This is a genomic window from Brevundimonas sp. TWP1-3 (assembly GCF_049896085.1).
GTDB lineage: Bacteria > Pseudomonadota > Alphaproteobacteria > Caulobacterales > Caulobacteraceae > Brevundimonas.
Genome location: NZ_JAFCTP010000002.1, coordinates 568,504 through 584,273 on the forward strand (window position 1 = coordinate 568,504; position 15,770 = coordinate 584,273).

Genomic DNA, 15,770 nt, shown 5'->3' on the forward strand with positions numbered 1-15,770 from the left:
TTTTGCGTCATGCCTTGGCGCCTTTACGGCCCGGCTTGTGCGAAGGATCGGACAGGGCGCGCGCTTCGTCCAACGGCCATCGCGGCCGGGCGACGACGTCGATGTCGCTGGTCAGCCCCAGCGCCAGCCGCTCGGCCCCCGCCAGGGCGATCATCGCCGCATTGTCGGTGCAATAGGCCATGGGCGGCGCCAGGAAGTCGAAGCCGTGCCGGGTCGCCGTGGCCTCCAGCGTCGCGCGGATGGTCTTGTTAGCTGCCACGCCGCCAGCCACCACGAACAGCCGGTGGTCATGGGTTTCGGCATAGGCCGCCAGCGCCCGCTCCGAGCGATCCGACAGCTGGCGCGCGATGGCGTTCTGAACCGCATCGGCCAGGTCCGCCTTGTCCTGGTCCGTCTCGCACGTCTGGGCGATGCGGAAGGCCGCCGTCTTCAGACCCGAGAAGGAGAAGTCGCAGTCCTTGCGACCCAGAAGGGCGCGCGGCAGGTCGATCTTCGATCCATCGCCCTGCGCCGCCAGCCGCTCCAGCGCCGGCCCGCCCGGATAACCCAGGCCCAGCGCCTTGGCGATCTTGTCGAAAGCCTCGCCCGCCGCGTCGTCGATGGTGGCGCCGATCCGGCTCATGTCGCCGATGCCGCGCACCTCCAGAAGCTGACAGTGGCCGCCCGACACCAGCAGCAGCAAGAAGGGATAGGCCACCTCCGCCCCCAACCGCGCCGATACCGCATGGCCTTCCAGATGGTTGACCGCCACCAGAGGCAGGCCGCGCGCCAGGGCCGCCGCCTTGCCGAAGCTGAGGCCGACCATGACCCCGCCGACAAGACCCGGCCCAGCCGTCGCCGCGATCGCGTCCAGCCCGTCATAGCCCATGTCCGCCTCGGCCATCGCGCGGCGCGTGACCTCGGCGATCATCTCGACATGGCTGCGCGCCGCGATCTCGGGCACCACGCCGCCATAGGCCGCATGGTCGTCGATCTGGCTGTGAACGACCGAGGACAGGACCTCGGCCCGGCCGCCGCGGTCGGACGGATGCAGGCGCACCACCGAGGCGGCGGTTTCGTCGCAGCTGGTCTCCAGACCCAGCACCGTCAGGGCTTCACCAGAAAAGGGGGGGACATCCCGTCCGGTTGCCGCTGCGGCGCCGCTGCTATAGTCGGCGGAACTCTCCATCGGGTCGAGGTAGCGATCCGGCGTCCGGTAAGCAACGACCCACATGACGGCCATGACCTTTCCCCTCCGCATCGGCACCCGGCGCTCCAAGCTGGCCCTGGCACAGTCCGGCATGATGCAGCGCGCCATCGGCCGCGCCCTGAACGTGCCCGAGGCCGAGATCGAGACCGCGGTTCCCCTGGTCGAGATCGTCACCACAGGCGACCGCATCCAGGACCGCCGCCTGCTGGAGGTCGGCGGCAAGGCCCTGTTCACCAAGGAGATCGAGGAGGCCCTGCTGGCCGGCCGGATCGACATCGCCATCCATTCGATGAAGGATGTCCCCGCCGAACAGCCGCAGGGCCTGTGCATCGCCGCCATTCCCGAACGCGAGGACGCGCGCGACGCCTTCATCAGCCGCGACTTCGACAGTTTCGACGCCCTGCCCTTCGGCGCGCGCCTGGGCACCGCCAGCCTGCGTCGCCAGGCCCAGGCCCTGGCGCTGCGGCCCGACCTGAAGATCGAGATGCTGCGCGGCAACATCGACACCCGCCTGCGCCGCGCGGCCGAGGGCGATTTCGACGCCATCCTTCTGGCCGTCTCCGGCATGGCGCGGCTGGGCGTCACCGAACATATCCGCGAGAAACTGTCGCTGGACGCCTTCCTGCCGGCGCCGGGCCAGGGCGCGCTGGCCATTCAGACACGCGCCGAGGATATCGACGCCCCCTGGGTCGCCGCCTTGAACCACCCGGAGACCGCCGTCGCCGTCGCCGCCGAGCGCGGGGCCATGACGGCGCTGGAGGGGTCGTGCCGTACCGCCGTCGGCGCCTACGCCCTGATCGCCAACGATGCGCTGCACCTGACCACGGAAATGCTCAGCCCCGACGGTTCGGCCCGGTGGCGGCGCGTCGGCGACCTAGCCCAACCCACAGAGGCCGACGCCCGCGCCCTGGGCCAGCGGTTGGGCGGCGAGGTCCACGCCTCCGCCGGCGATCAGGAGGTCGATCCCGCGACCCTGGACGGATGACTGAGGCGCCCGCCCGCATCTGGATCACGCGCGCAGAACCCGGCGCCTCGCGCACCGCCGCACGCCTGCGAGACATGGGGTTCGAGCCGATTATCGCCCCCCTGCTGGCGATCGAGAACCTGACCCCGCCAGTCCCCGACCTGGCTCCGCTCGTCGCCCTGGCCTTCACCAGCATCAACGGCGTCGCCGCCTTCGCCGACCTGGCCCCAGAGCGTGATCGTCCAGTCTTCGCCGTGGGCGATGCAACCGCCCAGGCCGCCCGCGACGCCGGCTTCGTAGACGTCCGCTCCGCCTCCGGCGATCTCCACGCCCTCGCACGCCTGATCGCCTCCGAACTGAGCGACGGCGTCGTGCTGGTTCCGCAAGCCGAAAGCCCCGCCGGCGACTTCGACGCAGCCCTGTCCTCAGCCGGCGCCCGCAAGGTCTCGATCCAGCCCCTGATCGTCTATCGCGCCAGACCCACGACCGTCGCCGCACCCACGACATTCGACGCAATCTTGATTCACTCCCCCCGCGCGGCGAAGATCCTGACCGAACGGGACATCGTCCGGCTGTCGCACGCCGTCACGGCCTGCATTTCCCCCGCCGCCGCCGCCCCGCTGGTCGCCCTGGGCCTTACCCCGGCCGTGGCTGAAACGCCCGACGAAGCCTCATTGCTCACGATCTTGAAAGCGGCGCTTGGCAAGCGCGATGCGGCCGTATAAAGACCCCGTCTCGCGCGGACTGCTTCGTCCGTCGCAACCGGGCCGCTTTAGCTCAGCCGGTAGAGCACATCATTCGTAATGATGGGGTCAGGTGTTCGAGTCACCTAAGCGGCACCACTTTTCCGAGCGCGGTTCGCGCCGGAAGCGACGGCGAGAACCCCGTCATACATCCCAATGGTTGAATTCACACTCATCAGCACACGTAGCACTCCCTAGTGGAGTAGCTTTGGCTTGACGGCGTTGACGTTTTGGGGCCTTGGCACGCCATTAGTCCTGTCCGTAGGCCCAAATGAACGACGCAGTAGATCCCGTAGACATCGCCATCGGCGGCCGCATCCGCACGCGTCGCGAGGAACTTCGCATCACTCAGGCGCAGTTGGCCGCCGGCGCCGGCGTGACCTTCCAGCAGATTCAGAAGTATGAGCGGGGCGTCAATCGCGTGTCCGCCGCCCGTCTTCTGCAGATCGCATCAGTCCTGAAATCGACCGGCGCCGCCCTGCTGGGCGAGCTGGAGACGGCCGAGGGCGACGAGCTTGCGCTGGCCGCCCCTGGCGTCGCCGAACTGCTGGCCGCCTTCCGCGGGATCAAGGACGCCGCTCAACGCGACGCCCTCTTGACCGTGGCCAAGGGCCTGCGCGGCTGATCAGGCGCGGTTGCTGACGCTCTTCAGCAACTGCTCCACCTCGTCGCGCCGATCCGACGGCGCGTCCAGAGCCGTGGCCGCGAGCCACGATTGAATCGCTGCCAGCGCGCGCATGTCGCGGCCGTCCGAACGGCCGGCGTCGGCCAGACCCTGACGAATGATCTCGATCATGCAGACCGCCTCGACCGCCGTGCTGGGCGCATGATCCAGCAGGGTGGTTTCGGCCGCCTCCATCGGCGCCAGGTCCAGCTCGACCAGCAGGTTCTCGCCGCTGGCCGACAGGGATTGCGATCCGACCTGCTGGGCCAGATTGGCCGTCTCAAGCCACGAGCGGAACAGGGGCATGAAGGCGGTGGCGGCTTGGGTGTTCATTGGACTGTGACCTTGTGTGGCGCGCGAACAGGCGCGGGCCGTGATTGGGGATGGGCGTAGGGGGCGGCGCGCGCCTCCCAGACGCCGAAGAGAGCGAGGAGCAGCAGTTCGAACCAGACGACCATCCGGGTCGATACGATCGACCAGAGAAGGGCGTCGGAACCGGCGATGCTGGCCAGATGGGTCGAGACGGCGATGAGCTGAGCGCCGGCCGCCAGAAGAAGCCACCAGCGGTCGTATCGCAGCGCCAATCCTACCAGCAGGCAGAACATGGCGAACGACAGCGACGCCACCCCCCATCGGAAATGCCCGATGAACAGGTGGTCCACGAACGGCGTGCCCCACTGCAGTGTGAACAGGGCGACGACGACGATCCGCTCGGGCGTGCGGCCTTTCCATAGCAGAAGCGCCATGACCGCGTAGGTCAGACCCTCAAGCAGCAGGGATAGCGGCGACCACATTTCCGCAGCAGCGATCAGGCGGCGATGGCGAAGGGCGCGACGCCGGTGGTTGTGCCTGCCTTGTCCTCGCGAGGGCCGTCCATATACCAGCCGACCTGGTGTTCATCGGCGACCTGGGCCAGTTCGCCGTGACTGGCGATGACCGCGCCGCGAACCTCGGCGAGCTGGCTGAGGCCGCGAATCATATTGGCCAGGGCGTCCTGTCCGACCTCGGCCGCCAGCCGGGCCTCGACCCGACCTTCCAGCGCCGTCTGGACCAGTCGGCAGACCTCGATCATCGCCTGATCGACGGCGTGTTCGGCGGTTCTGACCTGTCGCGCCACGCGAACGCCGACGTGCATATTCTTCATTGGCTCATCTCCCGTTAAGCCGTTTTGTCAGCGCATTTCAGCGGGAGCGAGCCGGTCGAAAAGGGATGGAACCACCATGCCCGCCGTCACGATCCCGATGGCGAACAGCAGGGCGATGGCGGCGCCGGCGACGATGACCCCCACTCTCGCCAGAGCCCCGCGTGGCGGAGCCGGCAGAAGCCAGGACGTCGGTCGGTCGGAAACCGCATCGTCAGACTGTTCGGCCGACGTGGGATCATTCAGCGGATAGGGGCCGGTGTTGGGAATGAGTATCGACGCCTCTGAGTAGACGCTACTCAGCCGACGCGCCGCCAGTTTGCGATCCGATACGTTCAGTTTGGCGTAGGCGCGATGCAGGTGATTGCCGACAGTGCGGGGCGAAATGCCGAGCCGTGCGGCGATCTCCTTGTCCTCCAGGCCCTGGCCGGCGAGGTGGACGCATTCGCTTTCTCTCGTCGTCAGGCTGTCAGGCATTCGATCCCCCGCAGCCTGTTTACCCTAAAATCCAACGCTGTCAGCCGATCCGCTTGGCCTGCAAACCACTTTCCGTCTCATCGCCAGATGTCAGATCACTTGAACATATAAGCATATCTTTATATGTCTGATCGCCAGACACAGACAGGAGCCTCTCTTGGCCGCTCGTTCTTCCTTCCTCTTCACCTCGGAAAGCGTTTCCGAAGGTCACCCCGACAAGGTCGCAGACCGCATCTCCGACACCGTCGTGGACGCCTTCCTGGCCAAGGATCCCGAGGCGCGCGTGGCGTGCGAGACCCTGGTCACGACCCAGCGCATCGTTCTGGCCGGCGAAGTCCGCGCCACCCAGCCGGGCAATACCAAGGAAGAGAACGAAGCCTTCACCCAGAGCATCATCGACAGCCTGGAGCCGCTGGTTCGCGCCGCGGTCAAGGACATCGGCTATGAGCAGGACGGCTTCCACTGGGAAACGGCGGACTACGCCTGCCACCTTCACGCCCAGTCGGCCGACATCGCCGTCGGCGTCGACTCGACCAACGAGAAGGACGAGGGCGCGGGCGACCAGGGCATCATGTTCGGCTATGCGTCGAACGAGACGCCGGAACTGATGCCGGCGACCCTGCAATACAGCCACAACATCCTGAAGCGCCTCGCCGAGGTTCGCCACGCCGGTGGCTCGCAGCTGGAGCCCGACGCCAAGAGCCAGGTCACGATCGAATACCAGGACGGCAAGCCGGTCCGCGCCACCTCGATCGTCTTGTCGACCCAGCACGCCAAGGGCCTCAGCTCCGAACAGGTCGCCGAGATCGTCAAACCCTATATCCTCGAAGTCCTGCCGGAAGGCTTCACCGATGAGAACACCGTCTGGCACATCAACCCGACCGGCATCTTCGAGATCGGCGGACCTGACGGCGACGCGGGCCTGACCGGCCGCAAGATCATCGTCGACACCTACGGCGGCGCGGCGCCCCACGGCGGCGGCGCCTTCTCTGGCAAGGATCCGACCAAGGTTGACCGTTCGGCGGCCTATGCCTGCCGCTACCTGGCCAAGAACGTGGTCGCCGCCGGTCTCGCCGACCGCTGCACCATCCAGATCTCCTACGCCATCGGCGTGGCCAAGCCTCAGTCGATCCACGTCGATCTGCACGGCACGGGCAAGATTTCCGAAACAGTCCTGGAAGACAAGATCCTGGACCTGATCGGCGGCGCCACGCCGCGTGCGATCCGCGAGCATCTGAAGCTGAACAAGCCGATCTACGCCCGCTCGGCCGCCTATGGTCACTTCGGCCGTGAGCCCGATGCGGACGGCGGTTTCAGCTGGGAAAAGACCGACCTGGTCGATCAACTCAAGGCGCTCGCTTAAAGCGTCAGGCGGCCTGGTCCACAACCAGGCCGCGCACGCCCGTCAGATTGGCGTCGGTCAGGTCGGCCTGACGCATTTGGGCACCGTGCATCGTCGCCCGGCCCAGGTCGGCGCCGACCAGCACCGCGCGCTTCAGATCGGCGCCCGATAGGTCCGCACCCCGCAGCACCGCCCCCGTCAGATCGGCTGGCATCAAACGATCGGCGGCGATCAGCAACGGCCCCAGCTGCGCCTCGCGCATGTCCGCGCCGTTCAGCCTCGCACCCTTCAGACGCGCCCCACGCAGGTCGGCGCGTCGAAGTTTGGCGGACCTCAGATCGGCGTTTTCGAGCTGGGCGCCCTGTAGCTGCACCCCCTCCATATCCAGGCCGTAAAAGACTGCGCCCTTGGCCGACAGGGCGGTCAGGTTCAGGCCCGTGATCGACTTCAGCGGGCGCAGATCGACGCCGTCGAAGACCGAAGGCTGGCCCTCGGACCCGCCGGTCTCGCACCAGCGGGCGTGTTCGCGCAGCATTTCGGCGGCCGGCATCCGGTCCACGGATTCGCAAGAGGACTTGTTGTCCGTCAGCGCGCCCTGCATGTCGGCGCCGTCCGCGCGCCACATGGTCATCTTGCAACCGACCAGAATGGCGTCGCGCAGATCGGCGCCCGACAGGTCCGCACCGGACAGATCAGCCCCGGCCAGGTCCGTGCCGCGGAAATTGGCCTGTTTCAGATTGGCCCTGACCAGCTTGCAGTCCTTCATCACCGCGCCGGAGAAATCGGCCTTCATGGCGATGACGCCCGACATCTTGGAACGCTGCAGATTGGCGCCGGACAGGTTGGCGCCCACGGCCTCGGTCTCCTCGCGGTGACGCGGTTCGATCACCTTGAAGCCCAGCTTGGCGTCGGCGGCGGCGATGGTGCCTTCGCGCAGGTCGGCTTCGAACATGTCGGCGCCCGACAGGTCCGCGCCACGCAGGCAGGCGCCGCGCAGGTCGGCGCGACGCAGGCTGGCCTCGGCCAGAATCGCGTCCTGCATGTCCGCGCCGAAGAAGTTGGCGTTGTCGAGCTTGGCGCCCGTCAGGTCGCAACCTTCCAGACAGGCGGCCGCGAAATCCGCGTCGGCGAGATTGCGGCCCTTCAGGCTGAGGCCCGAAAGGTCCATCCAGCCGAAGACCGCGCGGGCGCCGCCGGGGCGGGCCTGGAACAGCCGGTCATGCCGGGCGCAGACCAGGTCCAGCTCCGCCTGCGTCAGGCGTTTTCTCACGATGGGTTCCGCCAGCGCCATTTCGACACATTGCGCCCGTCTGACTTAAGAAACCCTTGAACGACAGGCGGTTGTCAGACGCTGAGCAGGCCCTGCTCTTCGAGCGCCTCGGCCAGCTCGCCGGAGCCGGTCCACAGGCGCGTATAGCCCGCCTCCCCCAGTCGCTTCAGCTCGGTGACCAGATCGGCCTTGGGCGAGGCGACGAAGCGGCCATCGAAGCCGACGCCGTCCTCGCTGACCCGCACCATGGGCCGTCCGGTCTCCAGCCGATGCAGGAAGCCTTCGCACAGGGCCGCGCCCTCCTCGCACATCAGCCCGGTCTCGACGGTCAGCCCTTGCGCGCGCAGGCGCTCGGTGCCGCGTCCGGCGGCGAAGGGCGACGGATCCAGGCAGGCGATGACCACCCGCGCCACGCCCGCCTCGGTCAGGAAATGGGCGCACGACTTGCGGCCTGACGACCGGGCGCCGCACGGCTCCAGCGTGACATAGACGGTCGAACCAACGACCTCGGCGCCGGCGGCAGGCACGGCCTGCTCTTCGGCGTGGGGGCGGCCGCCCGGCGCGGTGGCGGCCTGGGCGATCACCCGACCGTCCTTGACGATGACACAGCCGACCGCCGGATTGGGCCAGGTCTCGCCCATTCGCCCCGTCGCCAGGGCGATGGCCTGGGCCATGAAGGCCTGGTCGGCGGCGCTCCAGCTCATGATGCGGTCGGCAGCGCTTCGGCGCGGGCGGCGTCGAGATAGCGGGCGGCGGTGGGCTTCAGCTCCGTGTCCAGATCGATCTCCAGCGGATTGCCCGTGGGAATTTCGACGCCGACGATCTGATCGTCCGGCACGCCGAACAGCAGTTTGACGATGGCCCGCAGAGAGTTGCCGTGGGCGGCGATCAGCACGTCCTCGCCGGCCTTCAGGCGCGGCGCGATCTCGGCGTCCCAATAGGGTTTGACCCGATCCAGCGTGGTCTTCAGGCTTTCGGTGTCGGGAATGGCCTTGCCGACATAGCGGGGGTCGGCCTCGAAATCGAACTCGCCGCCGGGCGCCAGAGGGGGCGGCGGCACGTCATAGCTGCGGCGCCAGACCTTGACCTGGTCCTCGCCGTGTTTCTGCGCCGTCTCGGCCTTGTTCAGACCCGTCAGCCCGCCGTAGTGGCGCTCGTTCAGGCGCCAGTCCTCGATCACCGGCACATCGGTCAGGCCCGCCGACTGCATGGCCAGGGCGCCGGTGCGTTTGGCGCGCGTCAGGACCGAGGTGAACATGACCGCCGGCTTGAACCCGGCCTCGGCGATCAGCTCGCCGCCGTGACGCGCCTGGGCCTCGCCCTCCGCCGTCAGATCGACATCGACCCAGCCGGTGAAGCGGTTTTCGAGGTTCCACTGGCTCTGGCCATGGCGGAGCAGGATCAGTCGCGGCATTCGGTCGGTCCTTCGGGAAACGGTCTTTCGGGGTAGGACGCCCTCCGAAATCGGTCAAGGCTCACGCAAAGAGAGGACGCCGTCGCCATTCCTTGTTGCGTCGCCCACGCCCGGACAGGCGATCGATCTGGAGTAAACCCTACAAATCCTCGCAGCCAGGCACCGCCTTTAAGAACGTTGATTGGTGATTGCTTTGATCTAACGGCCTGTCTATCCCCTGATAAGGAGGGCTATTCTATGTGGTGGATTATAGGGATTTTTGGCGCGGTCATACTGTTTGGAATAATGCTGGCGAAAGCCGACAAAGCTTCTGAGCAGCACGCTACTGAGCGGGACGAAAAGGCTACAGCTTTACGCACAGCGTTCGAGCAGGATCGAACAGCCTTTCTCACTGAGCATTTTCGGGAACCACGATTCCTTTGTGAGCGTGGTGAAGAACAAGCTATCATCGCAGCAGTTGATGGTGGCATTCGCATCACAAGCTGGACAAAGCCGTCCGAGCTTTTTTGGGACTTCCTTGACGAGCCTGTGGAGCGGCGAGTTTTCACGTTGGCGAGTGATCGAGTCTATTCATTCACTGAGATTCACGAAGCGACGGTTTCGCAAGACGATGTCATTGAAAAATATCTCCGAGTCGTTTCAACGCCAGTAGCTGTCGCAAAACGGAAATCGGGTGTCGGACGCGCAATGCTCGGGGGCCTGGTTTTTGGGCCAATGGGGGCCGTTGTAGGTGCCGCTAGTGCTATGCCAACCTCACACACCATCAAGACCGTGGTGACGAAGCAAGAAGACACTCGGATGGTTGCCGGAGCTCCAACGCTGACGCTGACCGTGCGGAGCAATCCATACTCATTTGAACGTTTGATATTCTCGACAATTGATGACGCTCGTAGCTGGGGCCTGTGGATCACCGACCAACTTTGAGTGCTAGAAACATTTAGAGTCTTGTATCGCTCACTAACGAGCGATGATGATTCCTAGTCGATTTTTCAAGCAGACCGATGTCAGACCGTATCTTCTTCGCCCTGGCGCTCGGCGCCGCCGTCGTGATGATCGCCCTGGCGACCGTCTGGCCCTGAGCCGCCGACCTGATCCCCTAGAACAGGATCTTGCGCAGGTTGATGCGGAAGACCCGGCCCTGTGGGTCCAGATAGTCCCGCTGATAGTTGACGGGCGTGGCGCCGTCGCTGCTGGTCACCGAAACCCGGTCGTCGAAGATGTTTTGAACCCCGAACCCGATCCGCGTCCCCTTCAGGAACGGGAAGCGTTCCACCCACGACGTGCGCTGGGTCAGGTCGGCGAAGGCGAACAGATTGACCGTCGTCCGCCCCGAGAAGTCCAGGTCGGGCGAACCGAGCGTGTCGCCATTGACCGTGGTGCCCGCGCGCCAGTTGGCGTTGACGAAGGCGCCCAGCCCATTCTTGAACAGGCCGGTCTGAAGCTGAACCTCATGGCGCGACTGACCGCCTGAACCCGAGATCGAGTCGCCGTCCAGCAGGTCCAGCGGCGCCAGACCCTCGCGGATCACGACCTCGTCCTGGACGCGCCAGGTGTGGGTCAGCGACAGATTGAACATCCCTTGGCCGGGCTGCATCCCCGGCCCGCGCGAGCCGCGCATCCGTCCGCCGCCGCCAGGGCCTCCGGGTCCACGTGGGCCGCCGCCCATCATTGCCCCACCACCGCCGGGACGCCCGCCAGGCCCCTGACCGGCCTCTGCCGGGTTCGGCTTGCCGAAGGGACGCGAGAAGTTGAAGCCCCACTGCACGTCCTGCTGCTCGCGCTTGAAGAAGTTCAGCGGGCGGGCGTCGATGGACAGCAGATTGCCATCGGAGTCGCGCACGAACCGATCCGGCAGGGCCGCTTCCAGGTCCGGGGTGATGGCGGGGAAGCTGGAAATCTCGTTGTCCGCTTCGGTGCGGGTATAGGCCAGGTTCAGCCGGAAATCCTGGGCCGACACGGGCTGCCAGTTCATGCCCAGCTTCAGGATGCGCCGATCCTCGGCCTTCAGATTGGGGTCGCCGCCTGTGATCTGATTGATTTCGACAGTCTGGTTGTTGCGGAAATCGAACACTGGCGTGTTGGGCGTCGACACCGTCGGGTCGTTCAACTGCTGGACGGTGGGGGCCTTGCCCTCGTCGGAATAGTTGGCTGACAGCGACAGCCGCTCGACCGGGGACCAGTTCAGGCCCGCGCCGACGGCGGTGACGCCGCCGAAGTCGGACAGCTCCTGATAGGCCAGGTTCAGATTGGCCGACAGGTCGCCGATCTTGGGCAGGATGCCGCGATCGACGTTCGAGATCGGCAGGTCGAAGTTGGCCTGGACGCTGCCCGAGTTGCGCGACTGCGACCGATCCACGGCGACGCCGGAGCGCACGCTCTCGGAGTCCAGCGACTGATAGCCCGCGCCCACCTTGAAGGTCGAGGTGATGTCGCCTGCGGGCAGTTCGTAAGGCCGGCCGTTAAGGACCAGTTCGGCCGTAGCGGTCTGGGCCAGCGAGTTGGCGGTGTCACGTGGATTGACCGTGGCGCGGCTGGTCAGATCGCCGAAGGGATTGACCGTCAGGTCGCCCGCGGTCAAGGCTTGCAGGGCGACCTCGTCCACACCGCGCCCGGTTGAGGTGTCGGTCTCGACGCGGCTGTATTCCCCCGTCGCCGTCCAGCGCCAGTCGCCCACATAGCCGTCGAAGACCGTTCCCAGCTCGGCGGTGCGGGTGTCGGTCTTGCGCGTCAGGGAGCCGGGCAAGTCCAGATAGCTGAACAGCGTCTCGTCCTGGCCGGACGGCGAAAAGGGATTGGTCCCTGGCACATTCAGAAGAAGGTTGGGCAGGCCCTGGTAGCTGAAGCTGCTGGAGTCTTCCAAGCTGCCGCTCAGCGTCATTCCGACCTTGTCGTTCAGGTCGTGCTTGTAGGTCCCAGCCACCGAAACCTCATCGGTCTTGGGCAGCAGGGTGCGATAGGCGTTCGCCTCTTCACCGGTTGCTCCACCGGCCGTGGCGCTACGGTCGATATCGCGCTCGGTCTCGAACAGGGTGTTGGCGGTCGTGCCGTTGATGTCCAGCGACCAGCGGTCGCCCCCGGCGATACGCAGGACGTTGTTCTCGCTGGAGGTGGTCGTACGCCCGCCCTGCTCCGGCCGGCTGACGTTCACCGAGGCGGTCAGGGACTTGAAGTCCGCCTTCAGGACGATGTTCACCACCCGCTGATTGGCGCTGTAGCCATAGGACAGGGCCGTCTCTTCCGGCAGGACGTCGAAACGCTCGATCGCCTCGGGCGGGATGCCCCGGATTTCGCGGAAGCCCGAGATGCGCCGTCCATTGACCAGGAAGACCGGAGAGCCGCCGCGCGCGCTGCGGGTCTGGGCTTCCAGCAGGGTGATCAGCTCGCCGATATTGGTCGCGCCGAACGCCTGGATCTGGGCGGCGTCATAGGAGACGATCGGCTCCTGCCCGCCCAGGGCCACGCCACGCCGCGCCGCCGTGACCTCGACATCGGGCAGCACGGTCGTGGGCTCTTCCTGCGGAGTCTGGGCTGCGGTGGTCTGGGCCGCCGTGGTCTGGGCCGCCGTGGTCTGGGCGACGCCGGCCGTGGGGGCCAGCGCCAACAACATAAGCGCGATCTGGGTCATGGAACGACGGTCCGGGAAACGAATTCAGCCCCTTGCAGGACGGTACAAACATGGCCGTAAAGCGACACAATTCATGAAGAAACAGAAAGCGTTGCACCCTTTCAACACAGCGAAAAAAGTCGCGACGGAATAGGCGATCTGCGCCGTTTAAATCACCGCTTGGCGTGCGGCTTCTTCAAGCGAGAACGGCGTCAAGCACGAGGATTTCGCGCCCGAACACCTATTTCCTCTGCAAAGGCGCGAGCGCATTGCTCAACGCTCAGGTCGGCGACTTCGGCTCGGACCCGCGCACCTTTTCCACGGCTGCGGCCACGGCGGCGATCAAGGTCTGCAGCGTGATCGGCTTGGAAAGATGACCGTCCGCCCCCGCCGCGCGGCCTGCTTCGATATGTTCGGCCAAGGCGTTGGCCGTCAGCATGACCAAGGGCGTGCGCGCCCGGCCTTGTTCCACCTCCAGGCTGCGGATGGCTCGGGTGGCGCTTAGCCCGTCCATGACCGGCATCTGCATGTCCATCAGCACTAGGTCGAAGCCGCCGTTGCGGAAGGCCTCCACCGCCTGCTGCCCGTCGTCGACCAGGACCAGTTCGGTCGGCAGGCCGCCCAGCATGATCTCCATGACCTTGCGGTTCGCCGGATGGTCGTCGGCCAAAAGGATGCGCGCAGGAAAGACCATCTCCGCCGCCGGCTCGACCGGCGTCGACACCGGCGCCTCGACGGCGGGCGCGAGCGGAATCTCGAACCAGAACCGGGCGCCGACGCCCGGTTCGCCGTCGCATTCCAACTGACCGCCCATCAGCTCGACCAGATCGCGCGAGATCGTCAGCCCAAGACCCGTGCCGCCGAACCGGCGCGTGATCGATCCATCCGCCTGCTGGAAGCGCGAGAAGATGCGGCTCTTCTGTTCGGCGTCGAAGCCGCAGCCGGTGTCCGTCACGGAAAATCTCACCCGCCCCTCGCCGGCGGTCGTCACGCCGATCGCCACCTCTCCCCGGTCGGTGAACTTCATCGCATTGGAGATAAGATTGGACAGGACCTGGCGCACCCGCACCACATCCCCCTCGACGGCGACGTCCAGCGCCGGCTCGACCTCCAGACGCAGATCCACGCCCTTTTCCTCGGCGCGAGGACGGTAGAGGGCCGCCACGCCGCGCACCGTGTCGCCGAGATCGAAGGTGGCGCGCTCCAGCGAAATCTGGCCCGCCTCGATCTTGGCCGTGTCGAGAATGTCGGACAGCAAGCGTTCCAGGGTGACGCCCGAAGCGTGGATCACCTCAGCCATCTCTCGCTCGCGAGGGTCGAGGCCCGCGCGAGACAGGGCGTCGGCCATGGCCACGACCCCGTTCAGCGGCGTGCGGATCTCATGGCTCATATTGGCCAGGAATTCCGATTTCGACCGGCTCGCCTCCTCCGCGCGCCGTTGCGCGATCCGCAGCCTCCGCGACTGACGCCAAAGCCACACAAGGCCGAAGACGGACACCAGGCCAAAGACGGCGGCGATCCCCATCAGCCATCTCTGCGTTTCGATGACGTCGCCCTGCAACTGGGTGTTGGCGCGCGCGGTCTCCAGCTGTTCGCGGCGGCGGGTCAGTTGCTGCTGCATGTCGCCGGTGACCTGGCGAATACCCGCGCTGAAGCGGCTGGCGTCCGCGATCTTGTCCAGCCGGGCATGCTCTCGCAGCCTTTCATAGGCCTCGGCCGGGCGTCCCTCGGCGAACAAGATTTCCGCTTCCACATGCGGCAGTTCCGATGCCCCCTCGTCCCGGCGGGCGCCTCCGGCCTGGCGCCGGCGCATCTGCTCAAGGTCGCGGCGCGCTTCGGCGATTTGTCCCGTCTGTGCTCGGGCGATCGCCCGTGCAGGCAGCAGATGAGCGGCGAGGAAGGAGGCTTCGCCGAGGTCTTCGCCATAAGGGGCCAGGCACTGCAGCACATCCCTTGGCGCCTGTCGGGCCTCGGCGACGATGGCGCACAGATTGGCGTCATAGACCGACAGACTGGGCAACCCCGCCCGCTGCGTCAGTCGGTGGTGGATCAGATACAGGCGCTGCGCCTGGGCGGCGTCGCCGATCTGGCTCGACAACCTGGCCAGATTGTAGACGGCGTCGAAATCCGGCCGCGGATAGGCCGGGTTGGCGAAATCGATCTCGAACCGGCCGAAGGCGGCGGTGGCGCCGGTGATGTCGTTCAGCTTCTGCAGGCCGATGCCGGTCATCTCCCACAGCCCCGCCCGCGCCGCGTTCGCATAGGGGGCGTTGTCCGGGATCAGGGCGTCCGCATTGGTCAGCAGGCTCAGTCCTTCGCCGATCTTGTCCTGGTCCATCAAGGCCAGGGCCCAGATGCGTATGGCGTGGGTGCGGGCGAACCAGTCTTGCTCGGTCTCGGAGATGCGTCGCACCTCCTCGGCTGCGGCCGTGTCGCCCTGATCGTAGCGCAGCGTCAGGGCGTTGAGATGAGCGATCTGCAAATATCGCTTGTCGCCCTGCCGACGAGCGGCCTGCGCCAGCCGGTCGTTCCAGACCTTGGCCCGATCGAACTCGCCCTGGTTCAACAAAATCCAGGCCACATGATAAAGTCGGTTCAGCCCCTCGCGGTCGCGCCGTTCCATGGCCTCACGGCCAAAGGACTCCAACGCCGCGAAGTCCGTCGCACCCGCACGGCGTTCCACCGCCTGCGCCAAGGCCAACGGCGTGCGGGCCGAGGCGGAAGCCTGGCCCTGGGCCAGCGAGACGGGGACAAACAGCCCTGTCAGAACGAGGGCGACAATAAGCGAAACAGAGAATCTGGACATGCGGGTTCCGGTTCGTCCAGACCCTGCCACGCCGTTCGTTGAATAAGGTTTATCAACCGGCGCCGCGACGGCCCGCAGCGGCGTCGTCCGGGATCGAGAGTCGATCTGACCGAGACTCTGCGTTGACCGCCCCCGGGCTTTCGGCTATAGGCCCGC

At 66.3% G+C, this 15,770-nt stretch carries 15 protein-coding genes and 1 tRNA gene; 6 read left to right on the forward strand and 10 right to left on the reverse strand.

The features are described from left to right. Window positions 1–7 precede the first annotated feature (7 nt). Window positions 8–1,222, reverse strand: coding sequence for a tRNA (adenosine(37)-N6)-threonylcarbamoyltransferase complex transferase subunit TsaD (gene tsaD / locus ACP693_RS14675; protein WP_426020442.1), 1,215 nt, complete (start codon window positions 1,220–1,222; stop codon window positions 8–10). On the opposite strand from tsaD, the gene hemC reads away from it, so the two are divergent. From hemC to ACP693_RS14695, 4 genes are all read left to right on the forward strand, one after another. Beyond that, on the forward strand, window positions 1,221–2,174 hold the full coding sequence (gene hemC, locus ACP693_RS14680) for a hydroxymethylbilane synthase (RefSeq protein ID WP_426020443.1): 954 nt from the start codon (window positions 1,221–1,223) through the stop codon (window positions 2,172–2,174). The genes tsaD and hemC overlap by 2 nt on opposite strands. Further along, entirely contained in the window at window positions 2,171–2,878 is a 708-nt protein-coding gene (locus ACP693_RS14685) for a uroporphyrinogen-III synthase (protein WP_426020444.1), read from the forward strand. Before hemC ends, ACP693_RS14685 begins: the two co-directional genes overlap by 4 nt. A gap of 41 nt (window positions 2,879–2,919) precedes the next feature. Then, a tRNA-Thr gene (locus tag ACP693_RS14690) sits at window positions 2,920–2,995 on the forward strand. A 172-nt stretch (window positions 2,996–3,167) separates the two neighbouring features. Beyond that, window positions 3,168–3,521 (forward strand): helix-turn-helix domain-containing protein, encoded by a 354-nt coding sequence (locus ACP693_RS14695; protein ID WP_039246365.1) that lies wholly within the window; start codon window positions 3,168–3,170, stop codon window positions 3,519–3,521. Here the strand turns inward: ACP693_RS14695 and ACP693_RS14700 are convergent, their stop codons facing one another. The 4 genes from ACP693_RS14700 to ACP693_RS14715 are packed head-to-tail and all read right to left on the reverse strand — an operon-like array spanning window position 3,522 to window position 5,178. Beyond that, a complete protein-coding gene (locus ACP693_RS14700) occupies window positions 3,522–3,893 on the reverse strand; it encodes a hypothetical protein (RefSeq protein WP_426020446.1) in 372 nt (123 codons plus the stop codon). Continuing rightward, a complete protein-coding gene (locus ACP693_RS14705) occupies window positions 3,890–4,354 on the reverse strand; it encodes a hypothetical protein (protein ID WP_426020447.1) in 465 nt (154 codons plus the stop codon). The genes ACP693_RS14700 and ACP693_RS14705 overlap by 4 nt, the downstream gene beginning before the upstream one ends. Before the next feature lie 14 nt (window positions 4,355–4,368). Then, window positions 4,369–4,704, reverse strand: coding sequence for a hypothetical protein (locus tag ACP693_RS14710; protein WP_426020448.1), 336 nt, complete (start codon window positions 4,702–4,704; stop codon window positions 4,369–4,371). Between the two features lie 27 nt (window positions 4,705–4,731). Continuing rightward, window positions 4,732–5,178 (reverse strand): helix-turn-helix domain-containing protein, encoded by a 447-nt coding sequence (locus ACP693_RS14715; RefSeq protein ID WP_426020449.1) that lies wholly within the window; start codon window positions 5,176–5,178, stop codon window positions 4,732–4,734. Window positions 5,179–5,335: 157 nt separating this feature from the next. On the opposite strand from ACP693_RS14715, the gene metK reads away from it, so the two are divergent. Continuing rightward, window positions 5,336–6,541 carry a methionine adenosyltransferase gene (gene metK / locus ACP693_RS14720; RefSeq protein WP_426020450.1) on the forward strand — a complete coding sequence of 402 codons (1,206 nt, stop codon included), beginning with the start codon at window positions 5,336–5,338 and terminating at the stop codon, window positions 6,539–6,541. Between the two features lie 4 nt (window positions 6,542–6,545). Here metK and ACP693_RS14725 read toward each other — a convergent pair whose 3' ends face one another. From ACP693_RS14725 to ACP693_RS14735, 3 genes are read right to left on the reverse strand one after another with little or no spacing between them, the layout of a single operon-like run. Further along, entirely contained in the window at window positions 6,546–7,811 is a 1,266-nt protein-coding gene (locus ACP693_RS14725) for a pentapeptide repeat-containing protein (protein WP_426020451.1), read from the reverse strand. A 53-nt stretch (window positions 7,812–7,864) separates the two neighbouring features. Then, window positions 7,865–8,494, reverse strand: a complete 630-nt coding sequence (locus ACP693_RS14730; RefSeq protein WP_426020452.1) for a bifunctional diaminohydroxyphosphoribosylaminopyrimidine deaminase/5-amino-6-(5-phosphoribosylamino)uracil reductase RibD — start codon at window positions 8,492–8,494, stop codon at window positions 7,865–7,867. Next, window positions 8,491–9,204 carry a 2,3-bisphosphoglycerate-dependent phosphoglycerate mutase gene (locus tag ACP693_RS14735; protein ID WP_426020454.1) on the reverse strand — a complete coding sequence of 238 codons (714 nt, stop codon included), beginning with the start codon at window positions 9,202–9,204 and terminating at the stop codon, window positions 8,491–8,493. Before ACP693_RS14735 ends, ACP693_RS14730 begins: the two co-directional genes overlap by 4 nt. 237 nt (window positions 9,205–9,441) lie before the next feature. Here ACP693_RS14735 and ACP693_RS14740 point away from each other — a divergent pair, with 237 nt between their 5' ends. Continuing rightward, a complete protein-coding gene (locus ACP693_RS14740) occupies window positions 9,442–10,128 on the forward strand; it encodes a hypothetical protein (RefSeq protein WP_426020455.1) in 687 nt (228 codons plus the stop codon). A 172-nt stretch (window positions 10,129–10,300) separates the two neighbouring features. Here the strand turns inward: ACP693_RS14740 and ACP693_RS14745 are convergent, their stop codons facing one another. Next, window positions 10,301–12,829, reverse strand: coding sequence for a TonB-dependent receptor plug domain-containing protein (locus ACP693_RS14745; RefSeq protein WP_426020456.1), 2,529 nt, complete (start codon window positions 12,827–12,829; stop codon window positions 10,301–10,303). A 259-nt stretch (window positions 12,830–13,088) separates the two neighbouring features. Then, window positions 13,089–15,614: an ATP-binding protein gene (locus ACP693_RS14750; RefSeq protein ID WP_426020457.1), complete on the reverse strand. Its 2,526-nt coding sequence runs from the start codon at window positions 15,612–15,614 to the stop codon at window positions 13,089–13,091. Between the last annotated feature and the right edge of the window lie 156 nt (window positions 15,615–15,770).

What these genes read in the sequence shown, in the direction of transcription:
- ACP693_RS14715 (WP_426020449.1), bottom strand. Translation starts at nt 5,178, where the DNA reads ATGCCTGACAGCCTGACGACGAGAGAAAGCGAATGCGTCCACCTCGCC.
- ACP693_RS14735 (WP_426020454.1), bottom strand. Translation starts at nt 9,204, where the DNA reads ATGCCGCGACTGATCCTGCTCCGCCATGGCCAGAGCCAGTGGAACCTC.
- ACP693_RS14700 (WP_426020446.1), bottom strand. Translation starts at nt 3,893, where the DNA reads ATGAACACCCAAGCCGCCACCGCCTTCATGCCCCTGTTCCGCTCGTGG.
- ACP693_RS14745 (WP_426020456.1), bottom strand. Translation starts at nt 12,829, where the DNA reads ATGACCCAGATCGCGCTTATGTTGTTGGCGCTGGCCCCCACGGCCGGC.
- ACP693_RS14725 (WP_426020451.1), bottom strand. Translation starts at nt 7,811, where the DNA reads ATGGCGCTGGCGGAACCCATCGTGAGAAAACGCCTGACGCAGGCGGAG.
- ACP693_RS14695 (WP_039246365.1), top strand. Translation starts at nt 3,168, where the DNA reads ATGAACGACGCAGTAGATCCCGTAGACATCGCCATCGGCGGCCGCATC.
- ACP693_RS14740 (WP_426020455.1), top strand. Translation starts at nt 9,442, where the DNA reads ATGTGGTGGATTATAGGGATTTTTGGCGCGGTCATACTGTTTGGAATA.
- ACP693_RS14750 (WP_426020457.1), bottom strand. Translation starts at nt 15,614, where the DNA reads ATGTCCAGATTCTCTGTTTCGCTTATTGTCGCCCTCGTTCTGACAGGG.
- ACP693_RS14710 (WP_426020448.1), bottom strand. Translation starts at nt 4,704, where the DNA reads ATGAAGAATATGCACGTCGGCGTTCGCGTGGCGCGACAGGTCAGAACC.
- tsaD (WP_426020442.1), bottom strand. Translation starts at nt 1,222, where the DNA reads ATGGCCGTCATGTGGGTCGTTGCTTACCGGACGCCGGATCGCTACCTC.
- ACP693_RS14685 (WP_426020444.1), top strand. Translation starts at nt 2,171, where the DNA reads ATGACTGAGGCGCCCGCCCGCATCTGGATCACGCGCGCAGAACCCGGC.
- ACP693_RS14730 (WP_426020452.1), bottom strand. Translation starts at nt 8,494, where the DNA reads ATGAGCTGGAGCGCCGCCGACCAGGCCTTCATGGCCCAGGCCATCGCC.
- hemC (WP_426020443.1), top strand. Translation starts at nt 1,221, where the DNA reads ATGACCTTTCCCCTCCGCATCGGCACCCGGCGCTCCAAGCTGGCCCTG.
- ACP693_RS14705 (WP_426020447.1), bottom strand. Translation starts at nt 4,354, where the DNA reads ATGTGGTCGCCGCTATCCCTGCTGCTTGAGGGTCTGACCTACGCGGTC.